Origin of the sequence: Bradyrhizobium diazoefficiens (assembly GCF_016612535.1) — a bacterium.
In the GTDB taxonomy this organism is placed as follows: domain Bacteria; phylum Pseudomonadota; class Alphaproteobacteria; order Rhizobiales; family Xanthobacteraceae; genus Bradyrhizobium; species Bradyrhizobium diazoefficiens_C.
The window spans coordinates 2,234,366-2,251,728 of sequence record NZ_JAENXS010000001.1 but is presented as its reverse complement, the minus strand read 5'-3'; the positions used below and the strand labels follow the sequence as shown (position 1 = coordinate 2,251,728).

The 17,363-nt window shown below is 64.1% G+C and carries 15 protein-coding genes; 6 read left to right on the top strand and 9 right to left on the bottom strand.

What is annotated here, in order from left to right; translation table 11 throughout:
• Window positions 1–67: 67 nt before the first annotated feature.
• Both JJE66_RS10585 and JJE66_RS10580 read right to left on the bottom strand, forming a co-directional pair.
• The gene (locus JJE66_RS10585) at window positions 68–511 is read right to left on the bottom strand and encodes a cyclic nucleotide-binding domain-containing protein (RefSeq protein WP_200514218.1); all 444 of its coding nucleotides are present in this window, start codon (window positions 509–511) and stop codon (window positions 68–70) included.
• Between the two features lie 60 nt (window positions 512–571).
• Window positions 572–1,258, bottom strand: a complete 687-nt coding sequence (locus JJE66_RS10580) for a response regulator transcription factor (protein ID WP_007598630.1) — start codon at window positions 1,256–1,258, stop codon at window positions 572–574.
• A gap of 203 nt (window positions 1,259–1,461) precedes the next feature.
• Between JJE66_RS10580 and JJE66_RS10575 the strand changes: the two genes are divergently transcribed.
• Both JJE66_RS10575 and JJE66_RS10570 read left to right on the top strand, forming a co-directional pair.
• Window positions 1,462–2,031, top strand: coding sequence for a L,D-transpeptidase (locus JJE66_RS10575; RefSeq protein ID WP_409362802.1), 570 nt, complete (start codon window positions 1,462–1,464; stop codon window positions 2,029–2,031).
• A 6-nt stretch (window positions 2,032–2,037) separates the two neighbouring features.
• A complete protein-coding gene (locus JJE66_RS10570) occupies window positions 2,038–2,811 on the top strand; it encodes a 2-keto-4-pentenoate hydratase (RefSeq protein ID WP_200514216.1) in 774 nt (257 codons plus the stop codon).
• A gap of 76 nt (window positions 2,812–2,887) precedes the next feature.
• On the opposite strand, the gene JJE66_RS10565 is transcribed toward JJE66_RS10570, so the two are convergent.
• Window positions 2,888–3,577 (bottom strand): YggS family pyridoxal phosphate-dependent enzyme, encoded by a 690-nt coding sequence (locus JJE66_RS10565; RefSeq protein ID WP_200514215.1) that lies wholly within the window; start codon window positions 3,575–3,577, stop codon window positions 2,888–2,890.
• 109 nt (window positions 3,578–3,686) lie between these two features.
• On the opposite strand from JJE66_RS10565, the gene JJE66_RS10560 reads away from it, so the two are divergent.
• Window positions 3,687–5,384 (top strand): diguanylate cyclase domain-containing protein, encoded by a 1,698-nt coding sequence (locus JJE66_RS10560; protein ID WP_200514214.1) that lies wholly within the window; start codon window positions 3,687–3,689, stop codon window positions 5,382–5,384.
• Here the strand turns inward: JJE66_RS10560 and JJE66_RS10555 are convergent.
• Window positions 5,381–6,361, bottom strand: a complete 981-nt coding sequence (locus JJE66_RS10555) for a GGDEF domain-containing protein (RefSeq protein ID WP_200515320.1) — start codon at window positions 6,359–6,361, stop codon at window positions 5,381–5,383. The two genes, JJE66_RS10560 and JJE66_RS10555, sit on opposite strands and share 4 nt — an antisense overlap.
• A gap of 282 nt (window positions 6,362–6,643) precedes the next feature.
• Here JJE66_RS10555 and leuS point away from each other — a divergent pair, with 282 nt between their 5' ends.
• From leuS to holA, 3 genes are read left to right on the top strand one after another with little or no spacing between them, the layout of a single operon-like run.
• Window positions 6,644–9,280, top strand: coding sequence for a leucine--tRNA ligase (gene leuS, locus JJE66_RS10550; RefSeq protein ID WP_200514213.1), 2,637 nt, complete (start codon window positions 6,644–6,646; stop codon window positions 9,278–9,280).
• A complete protein-coding gene (locus tag JJE66_RS10545; protein WP_200514212.1) occupies window positions 9,267–9,818 on the top strand; it encodes an LPS assembly lipoprotein LptE in 552 nt (183 codons plus the stop codon). Before leuS ends, JJE66_RS10545 begins: the two co-directional genes overlap by 14 nt.
• A gap of 22 nt (window positions 9,819–9,840) precedes the next feature.
• Window positions 9,841–10,869 (top strand): DNA polymerase III subunit delta, encoded by a 1,029-nt coding sequence (gene holA, locus JJE66_RS10540; RefSeq protein WP_200514211.1) that lies wholly within the window; start codon window positions 9,841–9,843, stop codon window positions 10,867–10,869.
• Window positions 10,870–11,088: 219 nt separating this feature from the next.
• On the opposite strand, the gene JJE66_RS10535 is transcribed toward holA, so the two are convergent.
• From JJE66_RS10535 to mnmE, 5 genes are all read right to left on the bottom strand, one after another.
• Window positions 11,089–11,976, bottom strand: a complete 888-nt coding sequence (locus JJE66_RS10535) for a ParB/RepB/Spo0J family partition protein (protein WP_200514210.1) — start codon at window positions 11,974–11,976, stop codon at window positions 11,089–11,091.
• A 148-nt stretch (window positions 11,977–12,124) separates the two neighbouring features.
• Window positions 12,125–12,991, bottom strand: coding sequence for a ParA family protein (locus JJE66_RS10530; RefSeq protein ID WP_200514209.1), 867 nt, complete (start codon window positions 12,989–12,991; stop codon window positions 12,125–12,127).
• 28 nt (window positions 12,992–13,019) lie between these two features.
• Window positions 13,020–13,799: a 16S rRNA (guanine(527)-N(7))-methyltransferase RsmG gene (rsmG, locus tag JJE66_RS10525; RefSeq protein ID WP_200514208.1), complete on the bottom strand. Its 780-nt coding sequence runs from the start codon at window positions 13,797–13,799 to the stop codon at window positions 13,020–13,022.
• Window positions 13,800–13,808: 9 nt separating this feature from the next.
• The gene (gene mnmG / locus JJE66_RS10520; protein WP_200514207.1) at window positions 13,809–15,689 is read right to left on the bottom strand and encodes a tRNA uridine-5-carboxymethylaminomethyl(34) synthesis enzyme MnmG; all 1,881 of its coding nucleotides are present in this window, start codon (window positions 15,687–15,689) and stop codon (window positions 13,809–13,811) included.
• Window positions 15,690–15,933: 244 nt separating this feature from the next.
• Window positions 15,934–17,238 (bottom strand): tRNA uridine-5-carboxymethylaminomethyl(34) synthesis GTPase MnmE, encoded by a 1,305-nt coding sequence (mnmE, locus tag JJE66_RS10515; protein ID WP_200514206.1) that lies wholly within the window; start codon window positions 17,236–17,238, stop codon window positions 15,934–15,936.
• Between the last annotated feature and the right edge of the window lie 125 nt (window positions 17,239–17,363).

Here is a 17,363-nt window from a genome sequence, read left to right as displayed (position 1 = left end):
GTCGTTCCGTTGGCGCGGCATCCCGGACTACGCTTCGCTCCATCCGGGCTACGAGGTCGAGAAACAGCTATGTACTCAGCTTCGCGCCGGCCATCAGGATATCGCTGGCGATTTGGCTGGAGCGAATCGCAAATTCGTCGCGGAGACGGACCGCGGCAGCGGGATCGCTCTCGAGCACGCGCTGAAACAGGCTGCGCGCGATGCGAATCACGGAGGAATGCTCCAGCGCGATCGCGCCCGACGGCCGCTTCATCGGCACGACCAGCGCGAGCTCGCCGATCAGCGTGCCGGGACCCGCGATCATTTCGGCGCCGGCGCCGTCATCGACGCGAAAGGCGCCGCGCTGGACCACGAAGCCGGCGTCGGCATCGTCACCGAGATTGAACAGGACGTCACCGTGGACGAAATCACGCTGCTCGGAGCCGATCGCCAGCATGCGCAACGAGGCGTCTCCCAACAGGCGCAGTGTCGGGACACGCTCGAGCAGCGCTACGTCATCGTCGATCGACATTCCGGTCCGAGGCTCGTGGAACGCGCCAATTTACGACGAATCGCGCGCTCCTGGAACGTATCACGGCACCAGCTTGTAGCCACCGGCTTCCGTCACCAGGATTTCCGGGTTGGCGGCATCCTTCTCGATCTTCTGGCGGAGGCGGTAGATGTGGGTTTCCAGCGTGTGGGTGGTGACGCCGGAATTGTAGCCCCAGACCTCCTGGAGCAGGGTCTCGCGCGAGACCGGCATCTGGCCGGCCCGGTAGAGGAAGCGCAGGATCGCGGTTTCCTTCTCGGTGAGGCGGACCTTGCGCGCATTGGCTGCGGTCAGCATCTTGGAGCCGGGACGGAAGGAGTAGGGGCCGACCGAGAACACCGCGTCCTCGCTGGCTTCGTGCTGGCGCAGTTGGGCGCGGATGCGGGCCAGCAGCACGGCAAAGCGGAAGGGCTTTGCGACATAGTCGTTGGCGCCGGATTCCAGGCCCAAAATCGTGTCGGAATCGGTGTCATGCCCGGTCAGCATGATGATCGGCGCCTTGAAGCCGCCCTTGCGCAAGGAGCGGACCACCTCGCGACCATCAGTGTCGGGGAGACCAACATCCATCAGGACGAGATCGGGAGCGTTGGCCTTTGCAGCGCTGGCGCCCTTGGCGCCAGTATCGACGGCGGAGGCTTCAAATTCTTCGTGTAGCGATAATTGCTCCACCAACGTATCGCGCAGATCGGTATCGTCATCCACGATCAGGATCTTGCGGGCATTGGCCATAGGGGGTCATCCTTTTGGGGTCGACCAGGCGCGCATGCATGCCGCACCCAGCCGTGATGAGAAGTTTGAGGGGTCGCTGTTTTTATTGTTGTTCGTGTTGAAGTAGTGGGCTGTTACCGATTCACAAGCCGGAATTACTCTAACCCAGAATAGCAGGGCGTTTTGATGAATGTCCTGTAATGAATTCGACACTGTGCGTTCACATGAAAAACAACACCAATTCAAATGCTTACCCGATGAATCGACGCTCCGGGCAGGTCTCGACGATCCGCGTGAAGCCTGCCGCCGGCAATCCGCGCCGGGGCTGGCTGACGGCTGGACCGCTGACGATTCCGGTGGCGCTGGGGCGCAGCGGCATTCTGGCGAACAAGCGCGAGGGCGACGGCGGCACTCCCAGAGGCCATTTTCGGCCGCGGCAATTGTGGTGGCGCGGCGACCGGCACAGCCGGCCCCAGACATTTCTGCCGGCGCGGACCATCGGCGACACGGACGCCTGGTGCGAGGATCCCGGCGATCGCCACTACAACCAGTGGATTCGACGCGGACAGGGGGAGGGCGGCGACCGGCTCAAGCGGGCCGACCACCTCTATGATTTCATCATCGAAATCGACCACAACACCAGACCATGCGTCGCCGGCCGCGGCAGCGCCGTGTTCCTGCATCTGGCGCGCGACAATTTCGGCCCGACCGCGGGCTGCGTCTCCATGACCAAGGCGGCGATGCTACAATTGCTGCGGCGGCTGGGACCAAGAACAAAAATCATCATCGGGTGAGGACACATGCTCGACAAGGATCAGATCGCTGCCGCATCGCGAATCCTCGTCCAACATTGGCGCGACGGCACCAAGCTTGATGCGCTGGAGCCGCGGCTGCGGCCGCAGAGCCGCGCTGAAGGTTACGCCGTCCAAGCCGCGCTCAGCGGTCAATTGTTCGGCTGGAAGATCGCGGCGACGAGCGAAGCGGGACAGAAGCACATCAATGTCGCGGGCCCCATGGCCGGACGCATCATGCGCGACACCGTCGTCGCCGATGGTGGCATCGCCGCGATGAAGGGCAACGCAATGCGCGTCGGCGAGCCGGAGTTCTGCTTCCGCATGGGACGCGACCTGGCACCGCAACCTTCGCTTTACACCGTCGACGAGGTGCTCGCCGCTGTCGCGACTTTGCATCCCGCAATCGAAATTCCTGATTCGCGTTTCGCCGATTTCGCCGGCGCCGGCGAGGCGCAGCTGATCGCCGACAATGCCTGTGCGCATCTTTTCGTACTCGGCGCGCCTGCCACGGCCAATTGGCGCGGGATGGATCTCGTCGAGGAACGGCCGCAGATCACGCTGCGTGGCGCGCGTTATATCGGTCACGGCAAGAACGTACTGGGTGATCCCCGCGTCGCACTCGCCTGGCTGGCGAACGAGTTGTCCGGGCTCGGCATCACCTTGCGGGCAGGGGAGGTGGTGACGACGGGCACCTGCCATCTGCCGTTGCCGATCGGGACGGGCGATCATTTCGCTGCGGATTTCGGCGTGTTGGGGAAGGTGTCGGTGAGGTTCGAATAGGCGTTGCCTCCACTGCGAGAGTCTCGTAGCGATGGAGCGAAGCGCAATCCGGGCTACGCATCAGCGCTCGTGATCCCTACCTGTGCCCGAAGATCGCGCTGCCCACGCGCACATGGGTGGCGCCGAGCATGATGGCGGTCGTATAATCCGCGCTCATGCCCATCGAGAGGTTCTGCAATCCGTTGCGCGCGGCGATCTTGGCGGTCAGCGCGAAATGAGCCGCCGGCGGCTCGTCCACCGGCGGGATGCACATCAGGCCGGAGATCGTCAGCCCATAGGTGTCGCGACAGCTCGCGAGGAAGGCGTCGGCCTCGCCGGGTGCGATGCCGGCCTTCTGCGGCTCCTCGCCGGTGTTGATCTGAACGAAGAGTTGCGGGTGCTTGTTCTGGGATTCGATTTCTTTGGCTAACGCCTGGCAAATGCTCGGACGGTCGACCGAATGGATGGCATCGAACAGCGCCACCGCCTCTTTAGCCTTGTTGGATTGCAGCGGCCCGATCAGATGCAGCGCGATATCCGGGTAAGCAGCCGTTAACTCAGGCCACTTGCCTTTGGCCTCCTGCACGCGATTCTCGCCGAACACGCGCTGTCCGGCCCCGATTACCGGGATAATTGCTGCCGCCGCAAACGTCTTGGATACCGCGATCAGCGTCACGGAGGCGCGATCGCGCCGTGCATCCTTGCAGGCGCGCACGATTTCCGCCTCGACGGCGGCGAGCCCGTTTGGTGAATGGCCGGTTACCGGCGCGGCGTTGGCTTCTGTCATCACATCGATCGGCTTGCAGGAGCAACAGAGGTAATTCTAATTTTACCCAGTTCAAGAAAGGGTTTTTGAACCCTTCGCTTTACCTTGCCCCATGGGGTGGGTAGCGCAGATGGCAAACGTCAGTTTCAACCGCAAACGAGCAAAACTCAAGCAGGTCCTGGGGATCAGGGCGCGGCTTGCGTTGCTCGCGGTGATTCTTGTCGCGCCCTTGATGCTCGAACGCATCCGTTCGCTCGAAGACACCCGCACCAAACAGATTGCACAGGCCACCACCGAGTTCACCACCGTCGCGAGGCATAGCGCCGATGCACAGCGCGAGGTGATCTCGTCGGTCGAGACCATCCTGAAATCGGAAGCCTTCATCCGCGCCTCTGCCGGCGGCGTCAGCAAGAGCTGCGACGTGCTGCGCGCGAGCCTGCCGACGAGCCTGCCCTGGATCCGCACGCTGCTGATCGCCGGCCAGGACGGCCGCATCCAGTGCGCGACCAACAACATGTATGTCGGCCTCGACCTCTCTGACCGACCTTACTTCCAACAGGCGCAGGAGACCGGCCGCTTCGTGCTGTCCGACTTCATCCTGTCGCGGCCCGTGCAGTCGCCGACCGTGATGGCGGTCTATCCCGTCTCCGCGTTCAGCGGCGTCGCCGACGCCGTCGTGATGGCAACCGTCAACCTCGACTGGATGTCGAAGGTGATGAACAATCTGGGCGGCCGCGCCGGCATCACGGCGGTGCTGGTCGACAGCGCCGGCACCGTGCTGGCCGCACCCGCCGATCAGCACAGCGCGGTCGGACGTCCGCTCGACAACATGCCGCTGATGTCGGCGATCGCCGACATGGCCTTGCGCTCGGACCAGGACGAAGGCTCCCTGTCCTTCCTCGCCGCCGACGGATCGCGGCGCGCGGTCAGCTTCATCCGCATCGCCGGTACCAACGCGCGCCTGATCGCCAGCATCGACGAAGACAAGGTGTCCGCCGCGGTGAGCCGCGATATCCGCACTGCCTATCTCCAGCTGGCTTTCGTCGTCATGTTCGTGCTGCTGGGCGCGCTGATCGCCGCCGAAAAACTCGTGATCAAGCCGATCGAGATGCTCGCGGACATGGCCAAGCGCCTCGGCGAGGGCGATTTGTCGGCCCGCGCGGCGCGCAACCGGCTGCCGTCCGAATTCGTGCCGCTGGCGCGCGCGTTCAACGCGATGGCCGCCCAGCTCAGCCAGCGCGAGCGCGAGCTGATCGCGAGCAATGACCGGCTGACCGTGATGGCCTCGATCGACATGCTGTCGGGGCTCGCCAACCGCCGCGGCTTCCAGAGCCGGCTCGACTTCGAATGGATGCGCGCCCAGCAATATGGCAGCGAGCTCGCGCTGCTGATGATCGACGTCGACCATTTCAAGCTCTTCAACGACACCTACGGCCATCTCGAAGGCGATTCCTGCCTGACCCGGCTCGGCGAATCGCTGTCCGGCATCGCCGCCGACACCATGGGCTTTGCGGCGCGCTATGGCGGCGAGGAATTCTGCCTGCTGCTGCCCAACACCGACGTGATGCGCGCCGTCGGGATCGGCGAGCAGGTGCGCGCCGCCGTGCTCAAGCTCTGCCTGCCGCACATCACCTCCGCTCACATGATCGTCACTGTCTCGATCGGCGTCGCCGCAACTCGGCCGAACGAGAGCCTGCGCCCGGGCGACCTGATCGAAGCCGCCGACGCTGCGCTCTACGCGGCGAAACACCGCGGCCGCAACACTGTCGTGGAACACGGCATCGTGCGCATCGAAGATGGCGCGGGCGAGATCGCGATGGCGGGCTAGACCGCAGCGATGTCGCGATCGAGCTCGCTCTCGGCGACCACGCGGTTGCGGCCGCTTCGCTTCGCAAGGTAGAGCGCCCGATCGCAGCGTTCGACGAGATCGTTCATGGCCTCTCCCGGCTGAAACTGCGCCGCTCCGACTGAGACCGTGATGGACGGAAGAATCTCGCCGGTCGACCGACGGGTGATCTGGCACTCGGCGATGGAGCGGCGGATGCGCTCGGCGATGACCGTTGCTGCGGCGAGATCGGCACCAGGCAGCACGGCGATCAGCTCCTCGCCGCCGTAGCGGGCCGGCAGATCGACCTCGCGAAGCTTGTCGCGCAGCACCTGCGCCATCAGGCGCAACACCTGGTCGCCGACGCCATGGCCGAAGCTGTCGTTGAATCTCTTGAAGTGATCGATGTCCAGCATCAGAAGGCTGAGCGGCTCGCCCTGCTCCATGGCGGCGATCTGCGTCTTGCGGAAGAACTCGTCGAGCGCGCGGCGATTGGGCAGGCCGGTCAGCGTATCGGTCCTGGCGCGTTCCTCCGATTTGCTCAAGGTTTCCCGTATCGACTCGAGCTCCTGCGTCTTCTCGGCGAAGCCGGCTTCGAGCTTCGCGGCGCGGCTGGCCGCCTTGGCAAGCTCGTTCATCAATCGCTGAACGAGCACCTTCGGATCGGAGCCGGACTGGCCCTGATCGGCGACATCATGGATCGCCCGTATCTGGGCATGATTGTCGGCAATGGCGGTTGCCAGGAAGACTTGGGCGGTGTCCATGACCGCGTGCAGCTGCTGGGAGACAAGGGCCGCCGCCGAGCCATCAGGCGCAGCCACATAGGTCGAAAACAGGTCCCGATTGATGGTCGCATCGAACTTGCGCTTGTTGCCGATCAGGATATCGATGGCCCGCTGCAAATCGCTTGGAACCCCCATCGAATAGACGAACCAGACGTTGAAATTGTCCGGTGTCGCGGGCACGCGCTGGGCTGCCATGCCCTGTAAGGCCTTTTGCGCGACCGATGCTGCGTAGTCGTAATCGAGCTCGTCGAAGGGGCTGTCGATCATCGTGAGAGGTCCCGGTCTCAGGCTTGGCTAGCTTGGCAGCCCCCACCTTAACCGCTCCTTGAGATCAGGCCTCCTCCGTAGTGAACCGGAGCCTTGATGCGCGCAGGATGGGATCCTATCGATTTTCGGCAACCCATTGACCCCTTGAGGACTTCTATGGCCTAGTCCGGCCTCTTTCGACGGCCCGAACTCACGAAACGCAACGATTGCATGACCTCCGAACGCTACAACGCCCGCGACGCCGAACCGCGTTGGCAACGCCAATGGGACGAACAGGCGATCTTCGTCTCCAAGAACGACGATTCGCGGCCGAAATATTATGTGCTGGAGATGTTCCCCTACCCATCCGGGCGCATCCATATCGGCCATGTCCGCAATTACACGCTCGGCGACGTGCTCGCCCGCTTCATGCGCGCCAAGGGCTTCAACGTGCTGCATCCGATGGGCTGGGACGCCTTCGGCCTGCCGGCCGAGAACGCCGCCATCGAGCGCAAGGTCGCGCCGAAAGCCTGGACCTACGACAACATCGCGGCGATGAAGAAGCAGCTCCGCTCGATCGGGCTGTCGCTGGACTGGTCACGCGAATTCGCGACCTGCGACCCCAGCTATTACAAGCATCAGCAGAAGATGTTCCTGGACATGCTCGGCGCAGGCCTCGCCGAGCGCGAGAAGCGCAAGCTGAACTGGGACCCTGTCGACATGACCGTGCTCGCCAATGAGCAGGTGATCGACGGTCGCGGCTGGCGCTCGGGCGCCGTTGTCGAGCAGCGCGAAATGAGCCAGTGGGTCTTCAAGATCACGAAGTACGCGCAGGAGCTGCTGGACGCGCTGGATACGCTCGACCGCTGGCCGGACAAGGTCCGGCTGATGCAGCGCAACTGGATCGGCCGCTCCGAGGGCCTGTTGGTCCGCTTCGCGCTGGATCCGGCGACCACGCCGGCCGGCGAAAGCGAGCTGAAGATTTTCACGACGCGGCCCGACACGCTGTTCGGCGCGAAATTCATGGCGATCTCGTCGGATCATCCGCTGGCGCAAGCAGCCGCCGCGAAGAATCCGAAGCTCGCGCAGTTCATCGCCGACATCAAGAAGATCGGCACCGCGCAGGAGATCATCGACACCGCCGAGAAGCAGGGTTTTGACACCGGCATCCGCGCGGTTCATCCGTTCGATCCCTCCTGGAAGCTGCCGGTCTATGTCGCTAATTTCGTGCTGATGGAATACGGCACCGGCGCGATCTTCGGCTGCCCCGCGCACGACCAGCGCGACCTCGATTTCGTCAACAAGTACAGCCTTGGCGTCACTCCGGTGGTTTGCCCCGAGGGCCAAGACCCCAAGACGTTCGTCATCACCGACACCGCCTATGACGGTGACGGCCGCATGATCAATTCCCGCTTCCTCGACGGCATGACCATCGGTCAGGCCAAGGAAGAAGTGGCGAAGCGTCTCGAAAGTGAACTGCGTGGCAATGCGCCGGTCGCCGAACGCCAGGTCAATTTCCGTCTGCGCGATTGGGGCATTTCGCGCCAGCGGTATTGGGGCTGCCCGATTCCGGTGATTCATTGCCCCAAGTGCGACGTGGTACCGGTGCCGGATGCCGACCTGCCGGTGGTGCTGCCGGAAGATGTGAGCTTCGACAGACCGGGCAACGCGCTCGACCATCACCCGACCTGGAAGCACGTCAACTGCCCGAAATGCGGCGGCAAGGCGCAGCGCGAAACCGACACCATGGACACGTTCGTGGATTCGTCCTGGTACTTCGCGCGCTTCACCGATCCCTGGAACGAGAACGCGCCGACGACGCCCGCGGTCGCCAACCGGATGCTGCCGGTCGACCAGTATATCGGCGGCGTCGAGCACGCGATCCTGCATCTGCTCTACAGCCGCTTCTTCACCCGCGCGATGAAGGCGACCGGGCACATCGCACTGGACGAGCCGTTTGCCGGCATGTTCACGCAAGGCATGGTGGTGCACGAGACCTACCAGAAGGCCGACGGCACCTGGGTGCAGCCGGCCGAGGTCAAGATCGAGGTCGGCGGCAACGGCCGCCGCGCGACGCTGCTCAGCACAGGCGAGGACATCCAGATCGGCGCGATCGAGAAGATGTCGAAGTCGAAGAAGAACACGGTCGACCCCGACGACATCATCGCGACCTATGGCGCCGACGTCGCCCGCTGGTTCATGCTGTCGGACTCGCCGCCCGACCGCGACGTGATCTGGAGCGACGAACGCGTCCAGGGCGCCTCCCGCTTCGTGCAGCGGCTATGGCGGCTGGTGAACGATGCCGAAGAACTCTGCAAGGAACTTGGCAAGAGTGCTCCCGCGGCCCGGCCGGCCTCGTTCGGTCCGGATGCCACCGCCTTGCGCAAGGCCGCCCACGGCGCACTCGACAAGGTCACGACCGGCGTCGAGCGGCTGCACTTCAACGTCTGCCTCGCCCATATCCGTGAATTCACGAATACATTTTCGGAGCTGATTCAGCGCTCCGGTCAGCCGTCCCCCGATTTGGCTTGGGCGATCCGGGAGGCCAGCCAGATCCTGGTCCAGCTGTTCTCCCCGATGATGCCGCACCTGGCCGAGGAGTGCTGGCAGGTTCTCGGCCAGCCCGGGCTGGTTTCCGAGGCCCATTGGCCGCAAATCGAACGCGATTTGCTGGTTGAAGACAGCGTGACCCTGGTGGTTCAGGTCAACGGCAAGAAGCGGGGTGAGGTCACGGTTGCAACAGCGGCCCAGAATCCGGAAATCGAGGCTGCCGCTTTGGCTCTCGATGCTGTAAAACTGGCCCTGGACGGCAAGCCCGTCCGCAAGGTGATCATCGTCCCCAAGAGGATCGTGAATGTTGTCGGCTAGGATCCGTATCGCAGCCCGCTTGCTGGCAGTGGCCGCATTGGCGGCGCTGACGGCCGGCTGCTTCCAGCCGATGTATGCCGAGCATACCGACGGCACCCCCGGCTTGCGTGAAAAGCTGATGGGGGTCGACCTTCCGCCGATCGCCAAGGCGAACGCCTCGCGCGAGGCCCGGGTTGGCGTGGAAGTCCGCAATGCGCTGGCCTTCAAACTGTACGGCACAGCCACCGGCATGCCACCAACCCACCGCCTGGAAATCCGCTTCAATACCAGCAAGTCGTCGCTGATCGTCGATCCCAACACCGGCCTGCCGAGCAGTGAAAACTACGGTATCGATTGCCAGTACAATCTGATCGAGGTCGTGAGCGGCAAGTCGGTCATGACCGGCACCACGTTCTCGCGCGTATCCTACGACATGCCGGGCTCCTATCAGCGCTTCTCCCGCAACCGCGCGATACGTGACGCCGAGGATCGTGCGGCCAACGAGATTGCCGAGAACATCTCGACCCGGCTCGCCGCATTCTTCACCGCCGGCACGTAGTTCATTTCCCGCTTGAGGCCCAATGGTCGCGCTGCGCGGAAAAGAGATCGATGCCTTCCTCGCGCGCCCCGACCCAGGCCGTTCGATCATCCTGCTCTATGGTCCCGATGCCGGCCTCGTGCGCGAGCGCGTTGACGCGCTGATTGCGTCCGCCGTCGACGACCCCAACGATCCCTTTTCGCTGGTGAAACTCGACGGCGACGAGCTCTCCGCCGAGCCGTCGCGCCTGGTCGACGAAGCCATGACCGTGCCGCTGTTCGGCAGCCGCCGCGCCATTCGCATCCGCGCCGGCTCGCGCAGCTTTGCCAGCGGCATCGACACGCTGGCCGAGATGTCGGTGAAGGATTGCCGCATCGTGATCGAGGCCGGCGAGCTCCGCCCCGAATCGCCGCTACGCAAAGCCTGCGAGCGCGCCAAGACGGCTGTGGCGATTGGCTGCTATCCCGACACCGAGCGCGATCTTGCCAAGCTGATGGAAGACGAGCTGCGCACCGCGAACCTGCGCATCGCGCAGGACGCCCGCGCCGCGCTGATGTCGTTCCTCGGCGGCGATCGCCAAGCTTCGCGCAACGAGCTGCGCAAGCTCACGCTCTACGCCCATGGCAAAGGTGAGATCACACTCGATGACGTGATGTCGGTCGTTGCCGATGCGTCCGAACTGAAGCTCGACCCGATCGTCGACGGCGCCTTCGCCGGCCGGCCCGACATCGTCGAGACCGAATTCGCAAAGGCCATGATCGCCGGCACCTACCCCGGCGTGATCATCTCAACCGCGCAGCGCCAGGCCGCCTGGCTGCACAAATCCGCGCTCGCCATCGCCGACGGCACGCCGGCGTCCACCGTGCTCGATGGCGGATTTCCGCGGCTGCATTTTTCGCGAAAGCCCGCGGTCGAAACCGCGCTCCGCAATTTTAGCGTGGCACGGCTTGCCGCCATCATCGAGCAGCTTGCGACCGCCGCACTCGACACCCGCAGGCAATCCACCCTCGCCGCCGCCATCGCCCAGCGCACGCTGATGGCGATCGCCGCGAATGCGAAGCGGCGGGGGTGAGGTGGTGGTCTCTCCGCGCGTCATTGCGAGCGCAGCGAAGCAACGACGATTTGGTCGGTATGCGCACCACATAACCAGCCGTCGTCCCGGCGAAGGCCGGGACCCATAACCACAGGGAGAAGTTTGGCGAAGACCCGTGGTCCGGTACTGCGACCTTCCGCAATCGATAAATCACGCGGTATGGGTCCCGGCCTTCGCCGGGACGACACCGAAGGTGGCTTAAAGCACGCCCTTCGCCAGCCGCTTCATCACCTCGTCGAGCTGATCGAGGTTGCGGTAGTTGATCTGGACCGAGCCGCCGGGATCGCGGTGGCTGACCGTAACCTTCAGTCCGAGCGCATCGCTAACGCGCTTTTCGAGATCGATCGTGTCGGGGTCCTTTTCCTTACCCCCGGTGGCGCGCGCCTTTTGCGGCTTGCGCTCCGGCACGCCCTCTTCATGCGCGAGCGCCTCAGTCTGACGGACGTTGAGGCCCTCCTCGACGATACGCTTGGCGGCGGCAAGCGGATCGGGCACGCCGATCAGCGCGCGGGCGTGACCGGCGGTCAGCTCGCCGGTCGCGATGAAGGCCTGCACCTCGGCCGGCAGCTTCGTCAGCCGCATCATGTTCGCAACGTGGCTGCGGCTCTTGCCGACGACTTTTGCGATGTCGTCCTGGCTGCGTTTGAACTCGTTGGCGAGTGCGTGATAGCCCTGCGCCTCTTCCATCGGGTTGAGGTCTTCGCGCTGCACGTTCTCGACGATCGCGAATTCCAGCGCATCGCTGTCGCTGATGTCGACCGGCACGATCGGCACTTCGTGCAGGCCTGCCATTTGCGAGGCGCGCCAACGCCGCTCGCCGGCAATGATCTCGAAGCGGTCCTGCGCGCCCTTGACCGGGCGCACCACGATCGGCTGAATCACGCCGTGCTGCCTGATGCTCTCGGAGAGCTCCTTGAGCTCGGTGTCCGAAAAGGTGCGGCGCGGGTTGCGCGGATTGGCCTTGATGAATTCGATCGGCACCTTGCGCTGCGCGCGCGGACGATCGACGTGCTGAGCCTCGCCGCCGACGTCACCGATCAGACTCGCAAGACCCCGGCCCAGTCGCGAACGTGCTTCGTCGGCCATTGCCAGCTCCCTTGGATTCACGCTGCAGCACTCCAGAACTGAATTGTCGAATTGTAGGGTGGGTTAGCGTCGCGTAACCCACCTCTTCTGTTTCCGCGGAGATAGACAGTGGTGGGTTACGCCTTCGGCTAACCCACCCTACGGCTCCTCAATGCGTGACGCGCAGCTCGCGCTCACGTTGAATCACTTCGGTGGCCAGGCGCAAATAGGCTTCGCTGCCGACGCATTTGAGATCGTAAACCAGCACCGGCTTGCCGTAGGACGGCGCTTCCGAAATGCGCACGTTGCGCGGGATCATGGTCTTGTAGACCTTCTCGCCCATGAACTGGCGGACGTCGGCGACGACCTGGTTCGAGAGGTTGTTGCGCGAGTCGAACATGGTCAGCACGATGCCGTGAATCGACAGGTTCGGATTGAGCGTCGAACGCACCTGCTCCACCGTCTGCAGCAATTGCGATAGACCTTCGAGCGCGAAGAACTCGCATTGCAGCGGCACCAGGATCGCATCCGACGCCGCCATCGCATTCACCGTGAGCAGGTTCAGCGAAGGCGGACAGTCGATCAGGACATAGGTGTAGTCGGCATCCGGCGAGACGTTGTTGTTGAGCGAGGCGATCGCATCGCGCAGCTTGAAGGCGCGGCCCGGCGTGGTGCCGAGCTCGAGCTCGAGGCCGGAGAGATCCATGGTCGAGGGCGCGATGTGGAGCCGCGGCACTGCGGTCGAGACCACCGCTTCGCGCAAGGCGGCTTCGCCGATCAGCACGTCATAGGTCGAGCAGGAGCGGTTGCGGCGATCGATGCCGAGGCCGGTCGAGGCATTGCCCTGGGGATCGAGATCGACGATCAGGACACGCTCGCCAATCGCGGCGAGTGCCGTTCCAAGATTAATCGCTGTGGTTGTTTTTCCCACCCCGCCCTTCTGATTCGCCAGCGCCAGGATGCGCGGGTGACCATGCGGGACTTCAGCCTTTTCTTGGTCGGCCTGCTCTCGCTGCGGCTCGTCAATCACGGTCATCGAAATTCCCCACTCAACCCCTGAACGTTCACCTGCGCCGCTCGACGGACGTCAGCTCCACAATCCAACCGTCCCCTGTGCGGCTTCGGTGGAGCTGCGGCTGAATATTCCAATATTTAGCGGCTTCGGTCAATTCAGCCTCTACATCTTGACCCTTTGGAAATAACGCTTTTACGCCTGGGCGCATTAGCGGCTCCGCAAAGCCGATGAGTTGATGTAGCGGAGCCAGCGCGCGCGCGGTGACGCAATCGACTGGGCCGGTGATTCTATCCACATTATCCCCGATCTCAGCGAGATGTACGACTCCCGGAGATGTGGTGATGCGGATCGCTTCGCGCAAAAAGGCGGCCTTCTTGGCGATTCGCTCGACGAGATGGACGCTCGCGTCCGGCGAGCCGGCCAGGACGCAGGCCAGGACGACGCCCGGAAAGCCGCCGCCGCTGCCGAGGTCGGCCCAGCGCTTTGCGGTCGGCGCGAGATCGACGAGCTGGAGCGAGTCGGCGATGTGTCGGGTCCAGAGCTGCGGCAAGGTCGAGGGCGCAACCAGATTGGTCTTGGCCTGCCACTCCCGCAGCAGCGCGATATAGCGATCGAGTCTGACCTCCGTTTCATGTGAAACGGGCGCGAGCTTCAGTGCCTCGCGCTTGTCGGCGGCGATGACGGAGTCGAGCGCCTGATCGTTGGCGCTGGCCTTGTCGATCTTCGGTCTGGCCGGCGTCGGCGTCGGTTCGGAGCGACGATCCCCTCCCTCACCCGCGCCGGGTCGTCGCGATAGTGGTCTGTCCCCGCCCGATCCGCGCTGTTTCACGTGAAACGCCTATGCGATTGCCTTGGAAGTCTTCCGTGCCTCGCGGCGGAGATAGGCGGCGAGGATACCGAGCGCGGCTGGCGTCATACCGTCGATCCGGCCGGCCTGGCCGACCGTGAACGGCCGCACCTTTTCCAGCTTGGCGCGAACCTCGTTGGAGAGACCGGGGACTTGCTGGTAATCGACTTCCGACAGGACCATCCCCTCGTCGCGCCTGAAGGCTTCGACGTCGGCACTCTGGCGCTCCAGATAGACATCGTATTTGGCGTCGATCTCAAGGTGGGTGGCGATGACGGGATCGATGGCCGACAGTTCCGGCCAGATCGCGCGAACCTGGCTCCAGCCGATGTCCGGGTAGGCCATCAGTTCGAATGCCGATCGGCGCTGGCCATCCCGGTTCAGAGTCAGCCCGCGCTTGATGGCCTCGTTCGGCGTAATCGTCAGCGATTTCGACAGTGTCCGGGCTGCATTGAGGGCGTCCATCTTGGTCCGGTGATGCTGGGTTCGGGCACTGCCGACGCATCCGAGAGCGATCCCCTTCTCGGTCAGGCGCTGGTCGGCATTGTCAGCCCGCAGCGTCAACCGGTATTCGGCCCTGGAGGTGAACATCCGATAGGGTTCGCTGATCCCGCGGGTGACGAGGTCATCGATCATCACGCCGAGATAGCCGTCCGCACGGTCGAACACGGTTGGTGCGGCTCCACTCGCGGACAAGGCCGCGTTCAGGCCGGCCACGATGCCCTGTCCGGCGGCTTCCTCGTATCCCGTGGTGCCGTTGATCTGTCCGGCCAGGAAAAGCCCCCGTAGACGCTTGGTCTGGAGGGTCGGATCGAGCTCGCGAGGGTCGATGTGGTCGTATTCGATGGCATAGCCCGGCCGCACCATCTTGGCCCGCTCCAGGCCGGGGATGGTGGCGAGGATCGCGAGCTGGACCTCTTCAGGCAGCGAGGTGGAGATGCCGTTGGGATAGACGGTTGTATCGTCGAGCCCTTCCGGCTCCAGGAAGATCTGGTGGCCGTCGCGATCGCCAAAGCGGACGATCTTGTCCTCGATCGAGGGGCAATAGCGCGGGCCGGAGCTCTTGATCTGGCCTGAGTACATCGGAGATCGATGCACATTGGCCCGGATCACCTCATGGGTCGCGGATGTGGTCCGGGTGATGCCACACTGGATCTGCGGCGTCGTGATCCGCTCCGTCAGGACCGAGAACGGCTCCGGGGGCTCGTCTCCGGGCTGCATTTCGACTGCGGCCCAGTCGATCGTGGAGCCATCGAGGCGCGGCGGGGTGCCGGTCTTCAGCCGGCCCAGCGAGAAGCCGGCACGTTCGAAGGAGGCCGACAGACCCATCGCAGGCGCCTCGCCGACGCGGCCGGCCGGCCAATTCTTCTCGCCGAGATGGATCAGACCGCGGAGGAAGGTGCCGGTGGTGACGACAATCGCCCCTGCCTGGAAGGTCCGGCCATCGGCCAGGCGCAGCCCGGTCACTTGGCCATCGACCACGATCAGTTCGTCGGCCTCACCTTCGATGACGGAGAGACCTTCGGTCTCCCGGATCGCGGCCTGCATCGCAGCGGCATAGAGCTTCCGGTCCGCTTGGGCCCGTGGACCACGAACGGCGGGACCTTTGCGGCGATTGAGCACCCGGAACTGGATGCCGCCGGCATCGGCCACGCGGCCCATCAGGCCATCGAGCGCATCGACCTCGCGGACCAAATGACCCTTGCCGAGACCGCCGATGGCGGGGTTGCAAGACATCGCGCCCACGGTAGAGAAACGGTGCGTCACCAGAGTGGTCGTCGCACCCATCCGGGCGGACGCAGCCGCGGCTTCACAGCCGGCGTGGCCGCCGCCAATCACGATGACGTCGAAACTCTCGCGCTCTGTTCGCATAGCCGGACTTCTAACTCAGGGACGAAAAAGCCGGAAGTGGAAACTGGGTGAGTCTGCTGTTTCACGTGAAACAGGCTCCATCGGCGTCGGAACAGATTTTTTGAAAACAACCCCATGCACAGTAGAGCCGGGCTTGAAATCATTACGTTTCACGTGAAACAGCCGGGACCCATCTGCTGGGGCTTGTTTCACGTGAAACACCAAGCAGTGGAACAAGCGCTAGTCCTAGAGTGAAGAACTCACACTACTTTCCGATACAAAACTTCTGGAAGATGGCCCCAAGCACGTCCTCGACGTCCACCCGGCCGAGCAGCCGACCCAAGGCATAGGCCGCAGTACGCAGCTCCTCGGCCGCCAGCTCCTCGCCCTCTTCTACTAGTTCCAAGCTCCGGCGCAAGCTGTCCGAAGCGCGGCGCAGCAAATCTCGCTGGCGCGCCCGGGTCACCAATGCGCCCTCGGTGGATCCGAAGAAGTCGGCCGCGAATTTTACCAGCGCATCGACCAGCTCCGGAATGCCATCGCCTCGGCTCGCCGAAATCCCGAACCCGTCGATCGACCCCGCTCCTCCGAGATCGATCTTGTTGCGCACGATCCAGACCTGGCCACCGGATAGATCGAAGGCCCGCTCGCCCTCCACGAGCCACAGCACGAGGTCGGCATCCTCAGCTCGCGCCCGCGCCCGCCGCACCCCTTCCTGCTCGACCGGATCATCGGTCTCGCGAATGCCGGCGGTGTCGATCACTGTGACGGGATAGCCGTCGAGATCGAGCTGCACCTCGATCACGTCGCGGGTGGTGCCGGCATGGGGCGAGACAATCGCAACCTCGCGGCGGGCCAGCTGATTCATCAGTGTCGACTTGCCGACGTTCGGCGGACCGGCGATTGCGACCACCAGTCCGTCACGCAGGCGTTCAGCTTGTCCCTGTGCCGCAAGCACATCCGCAATTTCGTCATGCAGCGCCTTGATCGCCTGCACCGCCGGCGCCATCAACTCGGCGGGCACGTCGCCCTCGTCCGAGAAATCGATGCCGGCCTCAATCAGTGCCGAGGCCTCGATGATGCGCTCGCGCCAGTCGCGGGCGCGGTTGCCGAGCAGGCCCTGCAACTGACGCAGCGCCTGACGCCGCTGCCGGTCTGTGTCGGCATGGATGAGATCGTCGAGGCCCTCCGCCTCGGTGAGATCGAGCTTGCCGTTCTCGAAGGCGCGCTGCGTGAACTCGCCCGGCTCAGCCGCTCGCGTATTCGGAATTAGAGAAATCGCGGCCAGCACCGCCGCCAGCACCGCGCGGCCGCCATGGACGTGCAATTCGGCGACGTCCTCGCCGGTCGCGCTGGCCGGCCCCGGAAACCAGAGCACGACCGAATCGTCGATCGGCTGGCCCGCACCATCACGGAGCAGCCGGCGGCTGGCCTGTCTTGGTGCCGGCAGCCTGCCCGCGAGTGTCGTCAGCACTTGGCCAGCTTGCGGACCCGAGACGCGCACCATTGCAATCGCGCTCGGAGGACGACCGGACGACAGCGCAAAGATGGTCTGATCTCGCGGATGCATGGCCTATTTGTCCGGCTGGCCAGGAAAAGGCAAACCTCACGTTCCGGGCGGCCGCGATCCTGTGTTGGTGAGTTCCAGCCCGCAGCAACCGTTATATTGCATCGCAGCACAAACACGGCTTTTGC

What these genes read in the sequence shown, in the direction of transcription:
- JJE66_RS10585 (WP_200514218.1), bottom strand. Translation starts at nt 511, where the DNA reads ATGTCGATCGACGATGACGTAGCGCTGCTCGAGCGTGTCCCGACACTG.
- JJE66_RS10580 (WP_007598630.1), bottom strand. Translation starts at nt 1,258, where the DNA reads ATGGCCAATGCCCGCAAGATCCTGATCGTGGATGACGATACCGATCTG.
- JJE66_RS10575 (WP_409362802.1), top strand. Translation starts at nt 1,462, where the DNA reads ATGAAAAACAACACCAATTCAAATGCTTACCCGATGAATCGACGCTCC.
- JJE66_RS10570 (WP_200514216.1), top strand. Translation starts at nt 2,038, where the DNA reads ATGCTCGACAAGGATCAGATCGCTGCCGCATCGCGAATCCTCGTCCAA.
- JJE66_RS10565 (WP_200514215.1), bottom strand. Translation starts at nt 3,577, where the DNA reads ATGACAGAAGCCAACGCCGCGCCGGTAACCGGCCATTCACCAAACGGG.
- JJE66_RS10560 (WP_200514214.1), top strand. Translation starts at nt 3,687, where the DNA reads ATGGCAAACGTCAGTTTCAACCGCAAACGAGCAAAACTCAAGCAGGTC.
- JJE66_RS10555 (WP_200515320.1), bottom strand. Translation starts at nt 6,361, where the DNA reads ATGGCAGCCCAGCGCGTGCCCGCGACACCGGACAATTTCAACGTCTGG.
- leuS (WP_200514213.1), top strand. Translation starts at nt 6,644, where the DNA reads ATGACCTCCGAACGCTACAACGCCCGCGACGCCGAACCGCGTTGGCAA.
- JJE66_RS10545 (WP_200514212.1), top strand. Translation starts at nt 9,267, where the DNA reads ATGTTGTCGGCTAGGATCCGTATCGCAGCCCGCTTGCTGGCAGTGGCC.
- holA (WP_200514211.1), top strand. Translation starts at nt 9,841, where the DNA reads ATGGTCGCGCTGCGCGGAAAAGAGATCGATGCCTTCCTCGCGCGCCCC.
- JJE66_RS10535 (WP_200514210.1), bottom strand. Translation starts at nt 11,976, where the DNA reads ATGGCCGACGAAGCACGTTCGCGACTGGGCCGGGGTCTTGCGAGTCTG.
- JJE66_RS10530 (WP_200514209.1), bottom strand. Translation starts at nt 12,991, where the DNA reads ATGACCGTGATTGACGAGCCGCAGCGAGAGCAGGCCGACCAAGAAAAG.
- mnmG (WP_200514207.1), bottom strand. Translation starts at nt 15,689, where the DNA reads ATGCGAACAGAGCGCGAGAGTTTCGACGTCATCGTGATTGGCGGCGGC.
- mnmE (WP_200514206.1), bottom strand. Translation starts at nt 17,238, where the DNA reads ATGCATCCGCGAGATCAGACCATCTTTGCGCTGTCGTCCGGTCGTCCT.